General features: G+C 43.9%; 17 protein-coding genes. 5 read left to right on the top strand and 12 right to left on the bottom strand.

Going from position 1 to position 17,835, the window contains the following annotated elements:
• Positions 1–56: 56 nt before the first annotated feature.
• The 5 genes from AB4323_RS15400 to AB4323_RS15380 all read right to left on the bottom strand — a co-directional run bounded on the left by AB4323_RS15400 (position 57) and on the right by AB4323_RS15380 (position 4,822).
• The gene (locus AB4323_RS15400; protein WP_017059875.1) at positions 57–1,619 is read right to left on the bottom strand and encodes an AbgT family transporter; all 1,563 of its coding nucleotides are present in this window, start codon (positions 1,617–1,619) and stop codon (positions 57–59) included.
• A gap of 298 nt (positions 1,620–1,917) precedes the next feature.
• Entirely contained in the window at positions 1,918–2,367 is a 450-nt protein-coding gene (locus AB4323_RS15395) for a prepilin-type N-terminal cleavage/methylation domain-containing protein (RefSeq protein ID WP_017059874.1), read from the bottom strand.
• Positions 2,357–3,667 carry a hypothetical protein gene (locus tag AB4323_RS15390; RefSeq protein WP_017059873.1) on the bottom strand — a complete coding sequence of 437 codons (1,311 nt, stop codon included), beginning with the start codon at positions 3,665–3,667 and terminating at the stop codon, positions 2,357–2,359. Before AB4323_RS15390 ends, AB4323_RS15395 begins: the two co-directional genes overlap by 11 nt.
• Positions 3,664–4,245, bottom strand: a complete 582-nt coding sequence (locus AB4323_RS15385) for a PilW family protein (protein WP_372152853.1) — start codon at positions 4,243–4,245, stop codon at positions 3,664–3,666. Before AB4323_RS15385 ends, AB4323_RS15390 begins: the two co-directional genes overlap by 4 nt.
• A 28-nt stretch (positions 4,246–4,273) precedes the next feature.
• Positions 4,274–4,822 carry a Tfp pilus assembly protein FimT/FimU gene (locus AB4323_RS15380; protein WP_372152829.1) on the bottom strand — a complete coding sequence of 183 codons (549 nt, stop codon included), beginning with the start codon at positions 4,820–4,822 and terminating at the stop codon, positions 4,274–4,276.
• Positions 4,823–4,924: 102 nt separating this feature from the next.
• Between AB4323_RS15380 and AB4323_RS15375 the strand changes: the two genes are divergently transcribed.
• Positions 4,925–5,362, top strand: coding sequence for a type IV pilin protein (locus AB4323_RS15375; RefSeq protein WP_017059870.1), 438 nt, complete (start codon positions 4,925–4,927; stop codon positions 5,360–5,362).
• Between the two features lie 124 nt (positions 5,363–5,486).
• Here the strand turns inward: AB4323_RS15375 and dnaJ are convergent, their stop codons facing one another.
• The 5 genes from dnaJ to grpE form a co-directional block, all read right to left on the bottom strand.
• Complete coding sequence (dnaJ, locus tag AB4323_RS15370; RefSeq protein ID WP_048608049.1) at positions 5,487–6,635, bottom strand: molecular chaperone DnaJ; 1,149 nt, start codon at positions 6,633–6,635, stop codon at positions 5,487–5,489.
• Positions 6,636–6,919: 284 nt separating this feature from the next.
• Positions 6,920–8,833 (bottom strand): molecular chaperone DnaK, encoded by a 1,914-nt coding sequence (dnaK, locus tag AB4323_RS15365; RefSeq protein WP_017067645.1) that lies wholly within the window; start codon positions 8,831–8,833, stop codon positions 6,920–6,922.
• Positions 8,834–9,219: 386 nt separating this feature from the next.
• Complete coding sequence (locus AB4323_RS15360; protein ID WP_372152827.1) at positions 9,220–10,257, bottom strand: polysaccharide lyase family 7 protein; 1,038 nt, start codon at positions 10,255–10,257, stop codon at positions 9,220–9,222.
• A gap of 258 nt (positions 10,258–10,515) precedes the next feature.
• Positions 10,516–11,790, bottom strand: a complete 1,275-nt coding sequence (locus tag AB4323_RS15355; protein WP_019823920.1) for a dicarboxylate/amino acid:cation symporter — start codon at positions 11,788–11,790, stop codon at positions 10,516–10,518.
• 388 nt (positions 11,791–12,178) lie between these two features.
• Positions 12,179–12,760, bottom strand: a complete 582-nt coding sequence (gene grpE, locus AB4323_RS15350) for a nucleotide exchange factor GrpE (RefSeq protein WP_372152825.1) — start codon at positions 12,758–12,760, stop codon at positions 12,179–12,181.
• Positions 12,761–12,903: 143 nt separating this feature from the next.
• Here grpE and nadK point away from each other — a divergent pair, with 143 nt between their 5' ends.
• From nadK to bamE, 3 genes are all read left to right on the top strand, one after another.
• Positions 12,904–13,788: an NAD(+) kinase gene (gene nadK / locus AB4323_RS15345; protein ID WP_004735161.1), complete on the top strand. Its 885-nt coding sequence runs from the start codon at positions 12,904–12,906 to the stop codon at positions 13,786–13,788.
• 294 nt (positions 13,789–14,082) lie between these two features.
• Positions 14,083–15,747 carry a DNA repair protein RecN gene (gene recN / locus AB4323_RS15340; RefSeq protein ID WP_017098044.1) on the top strand — a complete coding sequence of 555 codons (1,665 nt, stop codon included), beginning with the start codon at positions 14,083–14,085 and terminating at the stop codon, positions 15,745–15,747.
• A 167-nt stretch (positions 15,748–15,914) separates the two neighbouring features.
• Entirely contained in the window at positions 15,915–16,274 is a 360-nt protein-coding gene (bamE, locus tag AB4323_RS15335; RefSeq protein WP_004735159.1) for an outer membrane protein assembly factor BamE, read from the top strand.
• A gap of 188 nt (positions 16,275–16,462) precedes the next feature.
• Here bamE and AB4323_RS15330 read toward each other — a convergent pair whose 3' ends face one another.
• Together AB4323_RS15330 and AB4323_RS15325 are read right to left on the bottom strand one after the other, a co-directional pair.
• Complete coding sequence (locus tag AB4323_RS15330) at positions 16,463–16,774, bottom strand: RnfH family protein (RefSeq protein ID WP_004735158.1); 312 nt, start codon at positions 16,772–16,774, stop codon at positions 16,463–16,465.
• 3 nt (positions 16,775–16,777) lie between these two features.
• On the bottom strand, positions 16,778–17,206 hold the full coding sequence (locus AB4323_RS15325) for an SRPBCC family protein (RefSeq protein ID WP_012603332.1): 429 nt from the start codon (positions 17,204–17,206) through the stop codon (positions 16,778–16,780).
• 119 nt (positions 17,207–17,325) lie between these two features.
• On the opposite strand from AB4323_RS15325, the gene smpB reads away from it, so the two are divergent.
• Positions 17,326–17,811, top strand: coding sequence for an SsrA-binding protein SmpB (smpB, locus tag AB4323_RS15320; RefSeq protein ID WP_004735156.1), 486 nt, complete (start codon positions 17,326–17,328; stop codon positions 17,809–17,811).
• The last annotated feature ends 24 nt before the right edge of the window (positions 17,812–17,835 follow it).

Genomic DNA, 17,835 nt, shown 5'->3' with positions numbered 1-17,835 from the left:
GCACATTTCGGTGCGGGCTTAGCAATGAATAAAGCTTAGTTTTGCTTAGTTCAATCTTACATTGTGTAAGTGTAAGGTGCTTGGATACCTAGTGGGATACCAAGAGCCCAGTAAGCTAGCAAGAAGATAGACCAACCGATTAACATCGCAATCGAGAATGGCATCATTAGAGAAGCTAGAGTACCGATACCTGTCGACTTAACGTAGCGCTGACAGTAAACAACAACCAGTGGGAAGAACACCATTAGTGGAGAGATGATGTTAGACACTGAGTCACCTACACGGTAAGCCGCTTGAGATAGCTCAGGAGAGATACCCACAACCATTAGCATTGGAACTAGGATAGGACCAATCAGTGCCCACTTAGCTGAAGCAGAACCAACAAGAAGGTTAACTGCAGCCGTTAGTAGAATCATACCAACAACCGTTGCTTCACCTGGAAGGTCCATCGCTTTCAAGCCTTCAGCACCGTAAAGTGCCAGCATAGTACCGATGTTTGATTGAGCGAATGCAGATAGGAACTGAGCACAGAAGAACGACATTACAATGTATGCGCCCATCGTTGCCATCGTCTCAGACATTGCTTTGATAACATCATTACTATTCTTGAATGTACCCGCTACACGGCCGTAGACGATACCCGGAATAATAAACAGGATGAAGATCAGAGGAACGATAGACTTCATTACTGGTGCTGAGAACGCCGTTAATTCGCCTTCAGGTGAACGAAGTGCTGAGTTTTCAGGCATTAGAGCCGCGATAAGCAGACCAATACCGGCAACCATTGCCCAACCAGCGAATTTGAATGCTTTAGATTCAATGGCTGTGAACGTACCTAGATCAGGTGCTTGTTCTGCATCTTCATCTACAGGCGTATTAGCAAGACGAGGCTCGATAATTTTCTCTGTAACGTACCAACCAATTGCCACAATTAGAATTGAAGACAAACCAGTAAAGAAGATGTTCGCTAGAGGGTTGATCACATATGCAGGGTCAAGAACGTTTGCCGCTGTTTGAGTGAAACCAGCTAGTAGCGGATCAATACCTGAAGGGATAAAGTTCGCTGAGAAACCACCTGATACACCAGCAAACGCTGCTGCAATACCCGCTAGAGGGTGACGACCCGCAGCGTGGAAGATGATACCGCCAAGAGGGATTACTAGAACGTAACCTGCATCAGCTGCTGTGTGAGACACGATAGCAACCAAGATTAGCATCGGCGTTAGTAGCTTAGCTGGCGTGAAGTTAAGCATCTTCTTAAGGCCAGTCGTAATGAAGCCTGAAGAGTCTGCAACGCCAACACCTAGCATAGCAACAAGTACGATGCCTAGAGGTGCGAAGCCTGTGAACGTGGTAACCATATTCGCTAGGAAGCTAGCAAGCGCTTCACCAGTTAGTAGGTTGTTTACTTCAAGAGCAGCACCCGTTTGAGGGTTGATTAAGTCGAATGAAAGATTCGATAAAAGTGCAGATGCTACCCATACAATAACTAGAGCCCAGAAGAACAGGATTGCTGGATCTGGAATTTTGTTGCCGGCGCGTTCAATGAAGTTTAGAAAGCGGTCCATACCACTGATCTTCTCAGTCGATGGTGCTTTTTTTACGGCTTGGTTACTCATTGTAACTCCATATGTGATGTTGTTTTGTTTAGGCCTAATATAAGTTTTGACCACGGCCTATTGGTACAGCACATATTCTATTAAAGTCGCTGTTAAAAAGCACAAGGTTCCACATCATTTTCCATAAATGGAGACATATTTTGCAAAAATACTGTACAACAGCAACAATATAAAAACACAAAAAACACCATTCCATATACAGAGTTTTAACTGGCACGTAAACAATGTCCGAGGAGTGAAAACTATCAGTAAAGGGGATGCGTAGGCCTTGGCATGCAGTAAACGTTTGCTTAATAGATCAATCAAATTCACTGTATTTGGAGAGCATAGTTTCGAGGTAAATACTTTGTGCGTGGTTCATACGATCTTGCCATGCAATTGTGACAGTAATGCTTTTTAATGCGCTAGACAGAGCACCGTTTGCATTAGTCACTTCACAAGTCATGGCATAGGCAGACCCCGACAAACCGGATAAAGGATCTGAACTTGCTGTGTTGAGACAATGACTCGCCTGATTTAGTTCTGAAAAAGGAATTAAACCTACCGCCCCACTCGCATTAGACGCCCGAGTTCGATAATACTCCATCTGCCTTTCAGCAAAATGCAGCGCTTCGATACTCTGAATCGCATAGTCGGCTTTCTGCTCAGTGTAGGTCTGCAGCTTGACCATGCCTAACGCGGCCACGCCCACCAGTAGAAAAGAGATAAGTACTTCAAGTAAACTAAAACCACGCTGGTTAGAAATCACTCCATGAGCCCTTTTTCCACTGTATTTCGACAGGTTCATCATGCGGGTTGTATTCTCCTCGATAATCTAGATTCATCGAGCCTTTAATCGTAGAAAGCCCCCCGATTGAATCCAAAAATATGCCTCCTTTAGGGAAGAAGGAAGCGTTAGCTATATAGGTACTATTTTCTTTAACCAATAAAGAGTAATCCATCGTTGCTGGTAACTTATCCCAACTATCAGCAAGAAAGTCCGTGTTGTTTTCAGCACCTGAAGCGTCCTTGAAGACACTCATGTCATTCAAGTGATAAAAAGCACCATCAAGTACACTGGCGTTTCCATTTGCGAAAATCCCATTTTCGACCACTAAAGATCGTGGTGTGATCGTTCCTGCACTATCCACAATATTAATGGCTGGGTGCCAAACTACACAGTCCCCAATGACCCACACCTTAGTTTTACCAGCTGAAAAGGCATCATTGATTCGAGTACTGCACTCCTTGCCCACGTATTTATTTGTGTTTGAATCGAAATCTACATGCACGGTATTCCCGTGAGAATCCGTCTCTAATAGGTTTATTACCTCATATTCATTACTTTTAAGGGCGTTGATATTGTCCGTTGTTTTCTTTACCCCGAAGTAGTTTTCGAAACCATTTAGATTGGTGTCATGAACGTAATCACTCATAAAAGCACCGCTAGGATCACTACCCGATGCGGTAATCGTTGCGCTCTCACTCAAGTCAGTTACCGCATCTTTACAAGCGCTAAAATCTGCAGGTGCATTCTCAGGATTAGAAACGGTGGTTAAGCTCCCCCCTGTACCTTTGGTGTGTATAACAGAGTCGAAAAACCGAACTGCCACACACTCATATACACCGTTGTTACTGGTTTCACTGAGCTCAGGGTCGATATCCATGATGTCCTCGGAAATAATTTCGAGAGCCGATATTGCTTGTATGGCCCCCAAACCCGAATCATTAGAAAATCGAATTTCTTTATTAATCGATGTTCTGTTGGCGGTTGAGACAAGGATATTAGCGTTATCGGATGATTTATCTAATGAAGAAAGCTTGTTGCTACAGGAATCCAGGAGATCACCTGGGATCGCGGTACTGCTGTTTTCAATAATAACGCTTAGACCACACTCCAATCCCCCCTCGGCGGTCCAATGTTCTTTGCGAGCTTGAACCTCGTTTTGAGCACGCTTTATTTGGTAAAAAGTGGTTTTAAAGCTACCAAGAGAAACGATCAGCACACCAATCAATAGAATACTGACTAGAAGTAGTGTTACCGCTCCATTTTGCTTTAATCGCATCATTGCCAATTCCTTTGTACCACTGAAGTCACTACTCTCTGACTTTCATCTGCATTCACAAGAGAAGCTTCTAGAGCGATATCGACTCTTTGCGAGATTGCCAGACTGTTAGATAACTCAGTTACAGAAACCAAAAAAAGTTCTACTTCTATTTGCTTTTCGAAAAACAAACTTTCACATGTCATTGCTCCCAAACCAGATGACGTAATCTGAGTGATATCTAATAAATAAGAAGATTCTTCTTGGCAATAGTTCAGCTTATTACCCTTAAATTGATAGACAATGTTTCGATAGGCCGAAGATGCGCTGTTTTGTCGATAAACAAAACCAACGTAAGATTCACTGGCACTGGATTGAAAGGTATAAATCGTATTGGCAGCGCCCGATAGCTTCACTGATTGTCCAGAGTCTGCATCATAACCGGCTCGCCAGAGCTCCTCTTTCATCATTTGAGTAGTAGCGAATAGGTTCTGAGATAAGAGCAGCTCCAAGCTCTTTTCTGAACTCAAACGTTGGTTGGTAACAAATACCGAGCCGATAGTACCGATAACAATCACACCGATCACAGAGGCCACTAACATTTCGACCAAGGTACTACCTTGAACACTCCTAGCCACAGATCTCATAACCATAATTACCTATGCTATTGCGCCCATCGCTGTTTGGGTCACTGCTGCAAATTCGGATCCGCCCTGTCGTTTTCGATGCGATGATTGAAAGTACATCCGACAGCGCATTCGTGGAGGCGAGTGAAACATTACCGTCTCGAAAACGTCCCCTGACGTTATCGATCGCAATTGAAGTACTATTGGAGAAATTAAAGTCTACTTTTATACCTCTATATGCCGAACCATCAAGATGCATAAGTACATTATCAGAAACGTAAAATGTTGAACTGCTCAACACCATATCCCAATCACCATCAGAACTTTCGGTTCCACCTAAGGCACCTGAAACCAAGAACAAAACATAAAGCTCTTGGTTACGAGTGACCGCTTCTGATCGGGCAGTAATAAGAAAACTATGAACCTCAGGGGCTAAGCGCTGTAGTTTAGAAGAAGCCAACAAAGAACTAAAACTAGGGGCAGCCGCAGCCAGTAGCACTGAAAGCACCACTACAGTAATCAGCAGCTCTAATAGCGTAAACCCGCGAGTCATTTCCCAAATTCCTATGTAATAACTTGAGCAACCGTACTCAACCTTGCACACATGCTAACACTAAGGAAAAATAGCCAGATAAGTGAAAAGGAAGTCCTCGTGATGATTCGAAAAAATAAATGCAACAGCAACAACACGCGCGTAAAAGGGATGACATTGATCGAGTTATTGATTGTGGTTGCCATCATTGGGATTTTGGGGGCTATCGCCTATCCGAGCTATACCAACCACGTAGTGACTGGACATCGAACTAGCGCACTCGCTGACATAGCTCGAATTCAATTAGAACTAGAAGCAGCCTATGACAGCGGTTATGACTGGAGTGGTATTGTTTCGGGAAGCGATTGTTTGATCTGCGATACCGAAGCGAGTCGTTTTGTTTTCAGTGTCACCAGTTCGGCTTCTGCTGCCTATACGATTACAGCAACACCTCAGTCGGGAGTAGGTCAAGATAAAGACAACTGCTTCGATGGACAAAACCATAAAGTGCTCACTCTCGACAGTGCTAATGTCGAATACCCAGAAGCCTGCTGGATGTAGTGTGATGAGGGTTTCAGGTGAAGAGAAAGAGAAAGAGAAAGAACCAGGTTTGAGATACAAAAAAAACCTGCTACATGAGCAGGTTTTTTAATTTTATCAACAACTTAAAGTATCAACAATCTAATTACTTAGTTAGGTCATCGAAGAAGTTTTTAACACCGCTGAAGAAACCTTCAGACTTTGGCTTGTGCTTGCTTGCCGCTTCACCACAACATGTTTCTTCGAATTCACGCAGTAGTTCTTTCTGGCGAGAGCTTAGCTTAACCGGTGTTTCAACCACTAGCTTAACGATTAGATCACCCACACCGCCACCACGAACGCCTTTCACGCCCTTGCCACGCATACGGAACATACGGCCCGTTTGTGTCTCTTCTGGTACCTTAAGGTTTACACGACCATCCAGTGTTGGAACTTCAACTTCACCGCCTAGAGCAGCCATAGAGAAGCTTACTGGTACTTCGCAGTAAAGGTTATTGCCGTCACGTTCGAAGATGTTGTGCTCTTTTACGTGTACTTGTACGTACAGATCGCCAGCTGGAGCGCCTTGCTCTCCCGCTTCGCCTTCGCCTGATAGACGAATACGATCGCCAGTATCAACACCAGCAGGGATCTTAACGTTAAGTGTTTTCGTCTTCTGTTTGCGACCTTGACCATGACATGAGTTACATGGGTCTTTGATGATCTTGCCTTTACCGTTACAAGTAGGACAAGTCTGTTGAACCGCAAAGAAACCTTGGCGCATTTGTACTTGGCCGTGGCCATGACAAGTGCCACACGTTTGTGCAGAAGAACCCGCTTTCGCGCCGCTGCCGTCACAAGTATCACACTCTACAAGTGTTGGTACTTCGATTTCTTTAGAAACACCACGAACCGCTTCTTCTAGAGAAAGTTCCATGTTGTAACGTAGATCTGAACCACGTTGTGCACGCTGTTGACCGCCACCACGACGACCGCCGCCGAAGATGTCGCCAAATACGTCACCGAAGATATCGCCGAAGTCACCTTGGCCACCGCCGCCGAAACCACCGCCGCCGCCCATGCCACCTTGTTCAAAGGCTGCATGACCGTATTGGTCGTAAGCTGCTTTCTTTTGAGAATCAGTTAGGATCTCGTACGCTACTTTTACTTCTTTAAACTTATCTGCTGCGGTCTCATCACCCTGGTTACGGTCCGGGTGGAATTTCATCGCTAAGCGTTTGTACGCTTTTTTAATATCGCGCTCTGATGCATCGCGGCTTACGCCTAATACTTCGTAAAAATCACGTTTTGACATGTTCTAGGTCACCAAAATAATTGCTACTACCGAATGATCACTTCAGTAGTCTGTGTATCAATCTAGATAAAAGTTCTGCCGGCTGAAATGCCGAATAAAGCTATTATCTAGATCGACAAGTCTAAATACAAATTTACGGACGTGAGAGTTACCTCTGACGCCCGCAATAATAAGTCTTTGAGACAAATTTCTAAGCAGATAGCTTGAGTCCTAAGTGGAAGCGCGGAGCCTACGTTAGTAGGTGGACACTTCCGATAACGAAATCAGGCTACTCTGCGACGAAATTATTTTTTGTCTTCTTTAACTTCTTCAAACTCAGCGTCTACAACATCGTCGTCTTGCTTAGGTTGTTCACCAGCGTCAGCACCAGCTTGTTCAGCTTGAGCTTTCTGTTGAGCAATTTCCATTAGCTTTTGAGCTGCTTGCATAAGTTCTTGAACTTTAGCGTCGATAGCTTCTTTATCGTTACCAGACTTAACTTCTTCTAGTGCAGTGATAGCCGCTTCGATTTTAGCTTTCTCGTCTGCAGGTAGAGCTTCACCAGCTTCTTCTACTTGCTTCTTAGTGCCGTGAATCATTTGGTCAGCTTGGTTACGTGCAGTTACTAGCTCTTCGAACTTTTTGTCCGCTTCTTTGTTAGCTTCTGCTTCTTGTACCATTGCTTCGATCTCTTCCTCAGACAGGCCGCCTGATGCTTGGATAGTGATCTTCTGCTCTTTACCTGTTGCTTTATCTTTAGCAGATACGTTCAGGATACCATCAGCATCTAGGTCGAATGTTACTTCGATTTGTGGCATGCCACGTGGTGCTGGTTGGATACCTTCTAGGTTGAACTGACCAAGAGACTTGTTGTAAGTCGCTTGCTTACGCTCACCTTGAAGAACGTGGATAGTTACTGCGTTTTGGTTGTCTTCAGCTGTAGAGAACACTTGATCCGCTTTAGTAGGGATAGTTGTGTTTTTCTCGATAAGCTTAGTCATCACGCCGCCCATCGTTTCGATACCGAAAGATAGAGGAGTAACGTCTAGTAGTAGAACGTCTTTAACGTCACCTGCTAGTACACCACCTTGAACAGCAGCACCCATTGCAACAGCTTCGTCAGGGTTCACGTCTTTACGTGGCTCTTTACCGAAGAATTCAGTTACTTTAGCTTGAACCATAGGCATACGAGTTTGACCACCAACTAGGATAACGTCAGTGATTTCGCCTACCGATAGGTCAGCATCCGCTAGAGCAACTTTTAGTGGCTCAAGAGAACGTTGAACTAGGTCTTCAACTAGAGACTCAAGCTTCGCACGAGTCACTTTGATGTTCATGTGCTTAGGACCAGTCGCATCAGCAGTAACGTAAGGTAGGTTTACGTCAGTTTGAGTAGTAGAAGAAAGCTCGATTTTCGCTTTTTCTGCTGCTTCTTTAACACGCTGCATTGCTAGTGGATCAGCTTTAAGGTCGATACCTTGCTCTTTCTTGAACTCATCTACTAGGTAGTTGATCATGCGGTTATCGAAATCTTCACCACCAAGGTGAGTGTCACCGTTAGTTGAAAGAACTTCGAAAGTCTTCTCGCCTTCTACTTCATCGATTTCGATGATAGAGATATCGAATGTACCACCACCAAGGTCGTATACAGCGATAGTGCGATCACCACCTTGCTTGTCTAGGCCGTAAGCTAGAGCAGCAGCAGTTGGTTCGTTGATGATACGTTTAACATCTAGACCAGCGATACGGCCAGCATCTTTCGTTGCTTGACGTTGAGCATCGTTGAAGTAAGCAGGAACAGTTACTACTGCGCCAGTTACTTCTTCGCCTAGGAAGTCTTCAGCTGTTTTCTTCATTTTCTTAAGAACTTCAGCAGATACTTGAGGAGCAGCCATTTTTTGGCCTTGCGCTTCTACCCATGCATCACCGTTGTCAGCCTTAACAATGTTGAAAGGCATGATTTCGATATCGCGTTGAACTTCTTCATCTTCAAAACGACGACCGATTAGACGCTTGATAGCGAACAGTGTGTTTTGAGGGTTAGTAACAGCTTGACGTTTTGCAGGTTGACCAACTAGCGTTTCGCCTTCTGTGTATGCGATTACTGATGCTGTTGTGCGTTCGCCTTCAGCATTTTCAATTACGCGTGGTTTGTCGCCGTCAAGAACAGCAACACAAGAGTTAGTAGTACCTAAATCAATACCAATGATTTTACCCATCAGGCCATCTCCGAATATATATTATTTAGTTTTTTGCTATACCCACATATGTGGGGGTGGTAATCAGGGAATCAACCCTAAGACACAAAATTAAAGTGCAAATGTAATTTGCTTTCGTATGCACCATAGATAAGGGCTGCAAACTGGTTTTCAAGGGAATAAGTAAAAAAAATCTATTTTTTCCCGTATCTTTTTACATAAAGGTAAAAAGTGACCGATCCCTTGCCAATTAAGGCTCCAATGTTGAGAAACTCTCGCATTTGTCGCCACATTGAAACCTCAACCCTATTCCAGATGCCATAAAAAAAGACCTTCATGTGGAAGGTCTTTTTCAAATAGATATTAATCAGTTAAATATTGTTCAAATGGTGACTGATTCAGCCATATTATTGGTTGAGCACTAACTGGTAGAAGCTCGCTTGAGTGTAATCACCCGCTTCCATACCACGCCATTCACAGGCTGAGCTCGACTTCTTAGTGTTGCATTGATTGTATGCGCCCGCCTTGAAGTACATCCAGTCCTGTCCATAACCAAGGTCGATATCATGCCCCTGATACTTACCCTTAGCCAAATCAACATCATACGTCTTCACAATAGGATCGGCTGAGTTTGGATTCTTAGTAAAGGTTAAGTGCATGATGTTATCTTTGATATTCACATCGTATGAGAACACTTCACCTAGCTTGATGCCATCAGCAGGGTCCGAGCTGCCTTTTTTCAGGTTGTATTGACCAAATACATCATGGCGAATGTCTTTACGAAGTTTCTTTCCGTTTTCATCCTTCGCGTTTTTCATCTCTGTCGGCGGGTTTAACTCATAGTTCCACGTTAACGAACCATGCTCATGTTCTGGCAACTTGCGGTAAACAATTTTCAGAGGTTCATTATCCGACCCATGGATTTGACCAATAACCACAGAGAATGCACCGGTTTTCTTATAGTTACCGCTGGTGCTCACCTGATCAACAGAAAGTGTTGCCGTCATCTGGCCACCGATAGAGCCAAACTCTTCCGCGTTCTTATGGCTTGAAATCGCGAAGTTGTTGCTCGGCGCAGAGTAGCTATCCGCTAGCATCGCTCTTAGCTCACTACGCGTGTTTTTACTGTTTGGCGTCGTTGGAGCTGTATTCGGAGCCACAAACACCATCGCACCAGACTCGGCATCCGTGTAGAACCATTTAGGGTGAACGTAAGGCGTGTCTACATTCGACAGTTCCTTTTTACCAATCTCCAGCGTTTTACCTTTTCTAGACCCTTCAGTCGTCAGCTCCGGTAAGTTAATTTTCCATTTAGATAAATCGAAGTTTCGTGCTGGTGCTTTTGCAGGGTCAAGATTGAACTGTTGACCAATATCGTGATTAGAAGCAAGAGCAGGAGCGGCTAAAAGGCTGGCAGTCAGTAGGCTAAGGTAAGACAGCTTCATTATTGGGTTTCCTTTATGTCGTCATAATGTAGGTTGTCAGAACAATAAAATAATATTGTATTATTATATGTGATCTATATTAAAGATTGAAAACTGATGACCCATTCAGCGCGAGTAAAAAGAAAAAATGAGACTTCGCACCAACATAGCCCCCTCTTTTAACTCAGCAGCAGACAGCCCAAAGTACCCAACAGCAGAAATAAAAAAGCCCCGCTCTGGTTGAGCGGGGCTTCGCAGTTATTGAGTCTTAATTAAGAATTAAGCTTCTGCTTTTTGCAGCTCAGCTTCTTCGTTAGCTTCAACGCCGATTTCGTTTTCAGATTTCGCTACGATAGTGTTAACCGCAGTATCACCAACAACGTTAGAAGAAGTACAGAACATGTCACAGATACGGTCAACAGCAGCAACAATCGCTAGACCTTCTGGTGGTAAACCTAGTTGGTGCAATAGAACACCGACCATCACAACACCGCCACCAGGAACACCACCAGCACCGATAGACAGTAGCAGGATAGTTAGACCAAGAGTGAAGATATCAGCAGTGTTGATTGGCTGACCAAATGCGTTTGCTACGAACATAGTTGCTAGTGCGATGTAGATAGATACACCAGACATGTTCATGGTTGCACCTAGTGGTACACCGAAACCTGCTACTGACTTAGATACGTTTAGTTTGTCAGTAAGAGTACGCATTGTTACTGGGATTGTTGCATTCGAACTTGCTGTAGATAGTGAGAATAGAACTTGCTCACGAGTTGCACGTAGGAACTGCTTTGGAGAAATACCAGTGAACGAACCAACCATCATTGGGTAGAAGAAGAAAATCCAGAACACAAGCATTGCAACCACAAGCGCCACATAGCCAGCAACTGACATTAGCGTGTCTGCATCCAGTGTTGCGCCCAGTTGAATCATCAGAGCAAATACACCGTATGGCGCCAAGCTCATTACTAGGCCGATAAGCTTCATCATGATTTCGTTAGCCATCTTGAATGTCTTGATAGCTGGGCCACCACGAGAATCAAGCGCTTGAATAGCAAGACCTGTCAAAATTGCCATGAAGATAATTTGTAGCATGTCGCCGCTTGCGAACGCTTCTACAGGGTTGCTAGGAACGATGTTAACAACAAGAGAGAAGATATCTGGTGTTTCAGTTGTTGTAAGCGCAATTGTCTCAGAAACCGTACCCGCAAGGTTCGCACCTGCACCTGGTTGGAAAATAAGACCAATCGTTAGCGCTGCTGAAATCGCGATGATGGTGTTAATAATGTAAAGACCAAAGGTTTTACCACCAAGACGGCCAAATGAACGAATATCTTTTAGCTCAACAATACCGCAAACAATAGATACGTATACAAGAGGAACTACAAGCAATTTGATAAGTGATACAAACATACCACCAGCACCTTCGGCAGCGCCAAGTAGATACGTATCAAAAATAGCAATACCGCTGAATAGGTACTGAATAGCAGTACCAATAAGTAGACCGGCGAACAAGCCTACAAAAATTTTACTTGAGAGCGATTTATCCATCGTTCTTCTCCAGTTTGTTGTGTTTGAAATTTGTACTTTTATAGTTATATATGCGACCAAAATCGCTATATGGCAGTGGATTTTACATATAAAGATAACAATTAAAAGTATTTATTTACAAAAACATCACAAATGTGACATCAAAACATTTACTCAATCACAACAAGTTTCATAACACAAAACTCTAAATCGCTGATCTGAATGAAATAAAAAGAACGACATTCTTAATGCGGTTTTGATGCTTATTTACGTGGACTCTCAAGTTATAGGCACAAAAAAAGAGAGGCCTATGCCTCTCTTTTTATTTTACGTAAACCAGTGATTTATTTTGTCGCTGCTACTAATTCAGTCAATGCGCCAGTCAACCACTTGGTAACGTAATACGTCATTACTTAGCAACCATAACCATCGCTGGGCGAACCACACGACCGTTTAGTTCGTAGCCTTTTTGCATCACAAACATAACCGTGTTTGATTCGTGATCTGGGCTTTCTTGAATAGACATCGCTTGGTGGAATTCAGGGTTGAACGCTTCACCTTCAGCGTTGATCTCTTTAAGACCAAACTTAGCAACTGTGTCTACGAACGTTTTGTGCGTTAGCTCAACACCTTCATACAGTGGCTTAACCACTTCGTTTTCAGCGTCTGCTGCTTGCATTGCACGCTCTAGGTTGTCGATTACAGGAAGCAGACCTTCAGCAAACTTGTTCAAAGCGAATTTACGCGCTTTATCAATTTCTTGTTCGCTACGGCGACGCATGTTTTCAACTTCAGCTTTCGCGCGAAGAACAGAATCTTGCTGCTCTTTCACTTTAGATTCACTAGAAAGCAGTGCAGCTTCCAGTTGAGCGATTTTTGCTTCCTGCTCATCAGCAGCGTCTTCATTCAGTTCAGCTTCTTCAACTTTCTCAGCTTCAGCAATGATCTGATCTAGTTCTTCTTCGGTTACTTTGTTTTCTTCGTTGCTCATGATATCTCCAGAATTCGTTTTCAATGCCAGTGACAGGCGTGTTTGCGCCTCAAATTGATATAAAACACTCGCATAGACGTTCAACTTGCCTTTATTATGGGGATGAAGAATTTTGATTCAAGCCTAATTCGTTTGGAAACGTTATGAAAAAGCCATTTGAAGTCATCGCCATTATTGGTAAACCTCGAGATCAGCAAGCAATTCAGACTCATAGAGAGCTCTATCAGTGGTTAAGTACTGAGGGTTATCAAGTGTTTGTTGATGATAGGCTCTCCAGCATTTTGGACGATATCCCACAAGAACATTTTTCTAGCCTGATTGAATTGGGTAAACGTGCCGATCTCGCAATTGTTGTGGGTGGTGATGGAAATATGCTCGGTGCGGCTAGAATTTTGTCACGTTTCGACATTTCAGTGATAGGTGTTAACCGAGGTAATCTTGGTTTCCTAACCGATCTCAACCCTGAAAACTTCCAGAGCGCGCTGACTGATGTGCTTAAGGGAGAGTTCATGGAAGAAGAACGCTTCTTACTTGAAACTGAAATTCATCGTCACGGCCAGATAAAAAGCCACAATGCAGCCCTTAATGAGGCTGTACTGCACCCCGGCCAAGTCGCGCACATGATCGAGTTCGAAGTGTATATCGATGACAGCTTCGCCTTCTCACAGCGCTCTGATGGCTTGATCGTCTCAACACCGACAGGTTCTACCGCTTATTCGCTTTCTGGCGGCGGCCCTATCCTGTCATCAAGCCTAAATGCTATCTCACTAGTGCCAATGTTCCCGCACACCCTTTCAAGCCGCCCACTTGTGGTGGATGGAAAGCGTCGTATCAAGCTTATCGTATCGCCTGATAACCGCGGTACACAGGAAGTCAGCTGCGATGGCCAAATCTCGCTACCGGTTTCTCCTGGCGATGAGATCCATATTTACCAAAGCCCGAATGTACTCAAGCTGATCCACCCTAAAGACTACAACTACTACCATGTTCTACGTAACAAACTAGGCTGGTCGAGTAAGCTGTTCTAAAAGAATAAACGCTCTAGTGGTAACCGAAAATTTGAAAGGCTGACGACATTCGTCAGCCTTTTTCATTACCAGTAAAAAGCCCGCCAACTCTCTCTTCGTCTCAATGATTCACACCGTCATTCCCAAGAAGGAGGAACGACTGAGTTGGGAATCTATAGCGGTTTCAGTGATCTACGAACAACCTCAATTCTGATAACAGTCACAAAAAAATTTCACCCACCGACTTTACTGTATAAAGAAACAGTATATACTGAGCTTATATACAGTATTGTTCAGTTATACAGGTAAATAAAAATGCTGGCTCATCTAAGTGTTAATAATTTCGCTATTGTTAAGTCTTTACAGCTAGAACTCTCTAAAGGCATGACAACAATCACCGGAGAAACTGGTGCGGGTAAATCTATCGCTATCGATGCTTTAGGCTTATGTCTTGGGGGAAGATCCGATGCAGGAATGGTTCGACAAGGTGAAGAAAAAACCGAAGTCAGTGCCGCTTTTTTACTTGAGAACAATCTGCATGCTACCCGCTGGTTAGAAGACAACGAGCTGCTTGATGGCGGTGAATGCATATTACGTAGAACCATCTCTAAAGAAGGTCGTTCTCGCGCATTCATTAACGGCAGTCCTGTCCCTCTTTCACAGTTGAAATCGCTTGGGCAGCTGTTGATCAACATTCATGGTCAACATGCGCATCATCAGTTGATGAAGAGCGATTACCAAATGGCCATGCTTGATCAATACGCAGGCCACTTGAACCTGTTGAAATCGACACGTAATGCTTACCAAGCCTGGCGACAAGCCGATAACCACTTGAAAGAGTTACGTGAAAATAGCCAGCAAAATCAAGCTCAAAAACAACTTCTTGAATACCAAATCAAAGAGTTAAATGAGCTGTCTATTGGGGAGGAAGAATATGAAGACCTCGAACAAGAGCATAAGCGCCTCTCCAATAGCGGAGAACTGGCCACAACCTGTCAGCAAGCTATCGAGCTTATTTATGAAGGCGAAGAAGTTAATGCGCTTGGTATTCTGCAATCGGCCAATAACTCCTTAATTCAGCTAGCTGAGCTAGATGAAAGATTAGCCGAGTTACCAAACTTGCTTTCCGAAGCCATTATTCAGATTGAAGAAACCAACAACGAGTTAAGAACATACCTAGACAGCATTGATGTTGATCCCGGTCGTATGGCTTACGTTGAGGAGCGTTTCTCTAAGGTGATGTCGATGTCTCGTAAACACCACGTGTTACCTGAAGAGCTGTATAAGCACCATCAAGACTTACTACAACAAGTTGAAGCGCTTGATTGCTCTGATGAAAAATTAGAAGAACTGGCAAACGAGGTGGAAAACCAATACCAATCGTTCGTTGCTAAATCAGAGAAGCTTCATAAATCTCGAACTCGTTACGCAAAAGAGCTCAACAAGCTGATCACGCAAAGCATGCACGAACTGAGCATGGAAAAAGCGCAGTTTGCCATTGAAGTGAACAACACCAACACACACCCTTCTCCATTGGGTATGGATAACGTGACCTTCATTGTTTCGACCAACCCAGGCCAACCGATGCAGCCGATTGCGAAAGTGGCCTCTGGTGGTGAGTTATCACGAATCTCATTAGCGATTCAGGTGATCACAGCGCAAAAAGTGGATACACCAAGCCTGATTTTCGATGAAGTCGATGTGGGTATCAGTGGACCAACCGCTGCGGTTGTCGGAAAAATGCTACGTAAGCTGGGCGAATCGACACAAGTTATGTGCGTGACTCACTTACCTCAAGTTGCCGGTTGCGGTCACCAACAACTTTTTGTAGCGAAGAACACTAAATCAGGTAAAACCGAGACTCAAATGCACACGCTTGATGAGCAACAACGCGTTTCAGAGCTTGCTCGACTGCTTGGTGGCAGCCAGATTACCGAATCGACGCTTGCCAACGCAAAAGAGTTATTAATCGCAGCTTAGGTTACATATTCGGCAACTTTCTGATAATTTACCGAAAATTCTTGGCAATTTTGCAACTTAATTCAAAATTGCCAGTCATAACAAGCTCAAAGCGCAAGGAGCTTTTTACTTCTTGCTGGAGCTTGTTTATTATCAGGCAGTATTTTAGCGAAGAAAGATCTCAAACTATGCGAATTAAAAAGTGGTTAGTTGCAGTTCCACTTGCACTAACAATGTTGACCGGTTGCTCTCTACTAGAGAAGTTGGTTTATCGAATTGACATCAATCAGGGTAACTATGTTGAACAAGAAGCTGTCGATCAGCTCAAGTTTGGCATGACAAAAACACAAGTTCGTTACGTTATGGGCTCACCAATGCTTATCGAAAACGGCTACCCAGATACGTGGTATTACATTTACCACCACCAAAAAGGCCATGAAGACCCTATTCAGAAAAACCTAGTCGTTAACTTTGATGCCACAGGCACTCTAGTAACGATCAACGGTGATTTTGAAGCCAGTGATGAGTTCTTCGAAAGCCTTCGCTAGCTTTCAACCAACAAAGCTTTCCAGTCAACAAAGCTCTTGGCCGATAAAGCTATCAGTCGACAAAGCTATCGGTCGACAAAGCAAGAATCGCAAAAGCCTGCTAACAAATTAGCTGCGTTGTCTAACCAACAGGCACAAAAAAGCTCGCCAATATAGCGAGCTCTCTTCTTAGTCAAACTGGTTTAGCATTACGATTTAGCCGCTGCTGCTTTCGCTTGCTCAGCACGCTTACGGCGAATCTCTTTTGGATCGGCTAACAGTGCACGGTAGATTTCGATACGGTCTTTATCACGAACCGTCGCATCTAGCTTAACGTTACGGCTGAACACGCCAACCTTATTTTTCGCTAAGTCGATTTCTGGATACAGTTCCAAAACACCAGACTGCGCAATAATCTCTTCCACAGTCGCGTTTTTGTTCACCACCAAGGTAAACACACGCTGTTCGTGCGGAAGCGCAAACACAACCTCTACGTGGATCATATCTGATTCAATAGTCATGGCTTAGTAAACCTGTTTCGCGCGTTGAGTAAAAGCACTGACCATATTGCTCGTCAGCTCATTGAAAACCTTACCAAATGCCATTTCAATCATTCGGCTAGAGAATTCAAACTCCAACTTAAGCTCAACCTTACACGCTTGATCGTCGAGCGGAGTGAAATACCAACCACCCTGCAGTTTCTTAAATGGGCCATCCACCAGCTCCATCAAGATCTCAGCGCCATCCGCTAAGCGGTTAGACGTAGTAAATGTTTTGCTGATACCGGCTTTAGATACATCAACCGAAGCCACCATAGCTGAATCTGAAGATTCGATCACACGTGAACCAGAACACCCTGGCAAAAACTCATGATAACGAGCAACATCATTGACCAAGCTGAACATCTGGTCGGCACTAAACGACACTAATGCTGAACGAGTAACCTTTGGCATATAGACTCCTGTTAAAGACAGCGTTACATTAACACAAACTGCAATTTTAATTGTATTGGGCCAGAGCGCAAATAAAAAGGATTCCCCAACTAGGGCGCAATCCGTATAATGAGGCCATTATGGCAAAGAATAAATCAAAATCAAAAGCCGGTAGTAATACCATTGCGCTTAATAAGAAAGCTCGCCACGAATATTTCATCGATGATGAGATAGAAGCGGGGCTTGAGCTACAAGGCTGGGAAGTAAAATCCCTACGTGAAGGCAAAACCAATATCGCAGAAAGCTACGTTTACATCCGAGATGGCGAAGCATTCATCAGTGGTATGACGATCACTCCGCTGACCCAAGCGAGTACTCATATCGTGGCGAACCCAACACGTATCCGTAAACTCCTGATGTCGAGAAAAGAACTCGATAACCTTATCGGTCGTATTAACCGTGAAGGCATGACACTTGTCGCAACCGCACTTTACTGGTCTCGCTCTTGGGCGAAGATTAAAGTTGGCGTAGCGAAAGGTAAAAAGCTGCACGATAAACGTACTGATATGAAAGAAAAAGATTGGGCGAGAGATAAAGCACGAATTATGAAGAGTAATTTGCGTTAATTTTAAGCACTTAAACGTACAGTG

The organism is Vibrio sp. 10N.261.52.C11 (assembly GCF_041471405.1).
Classification (GTDB): domain Bacteria; phylum Pseudomonadota; class Gammaproteobacteria; order Enterobacterales; family Vibrionaceae; genus Vibrio; species Vibrio crassostreae_C.
The sequence above is the reverse complement of the archived record's forward strand: the minus strand, read 5'-3'. Positions and strand labels throughout refer to the sequence as shown.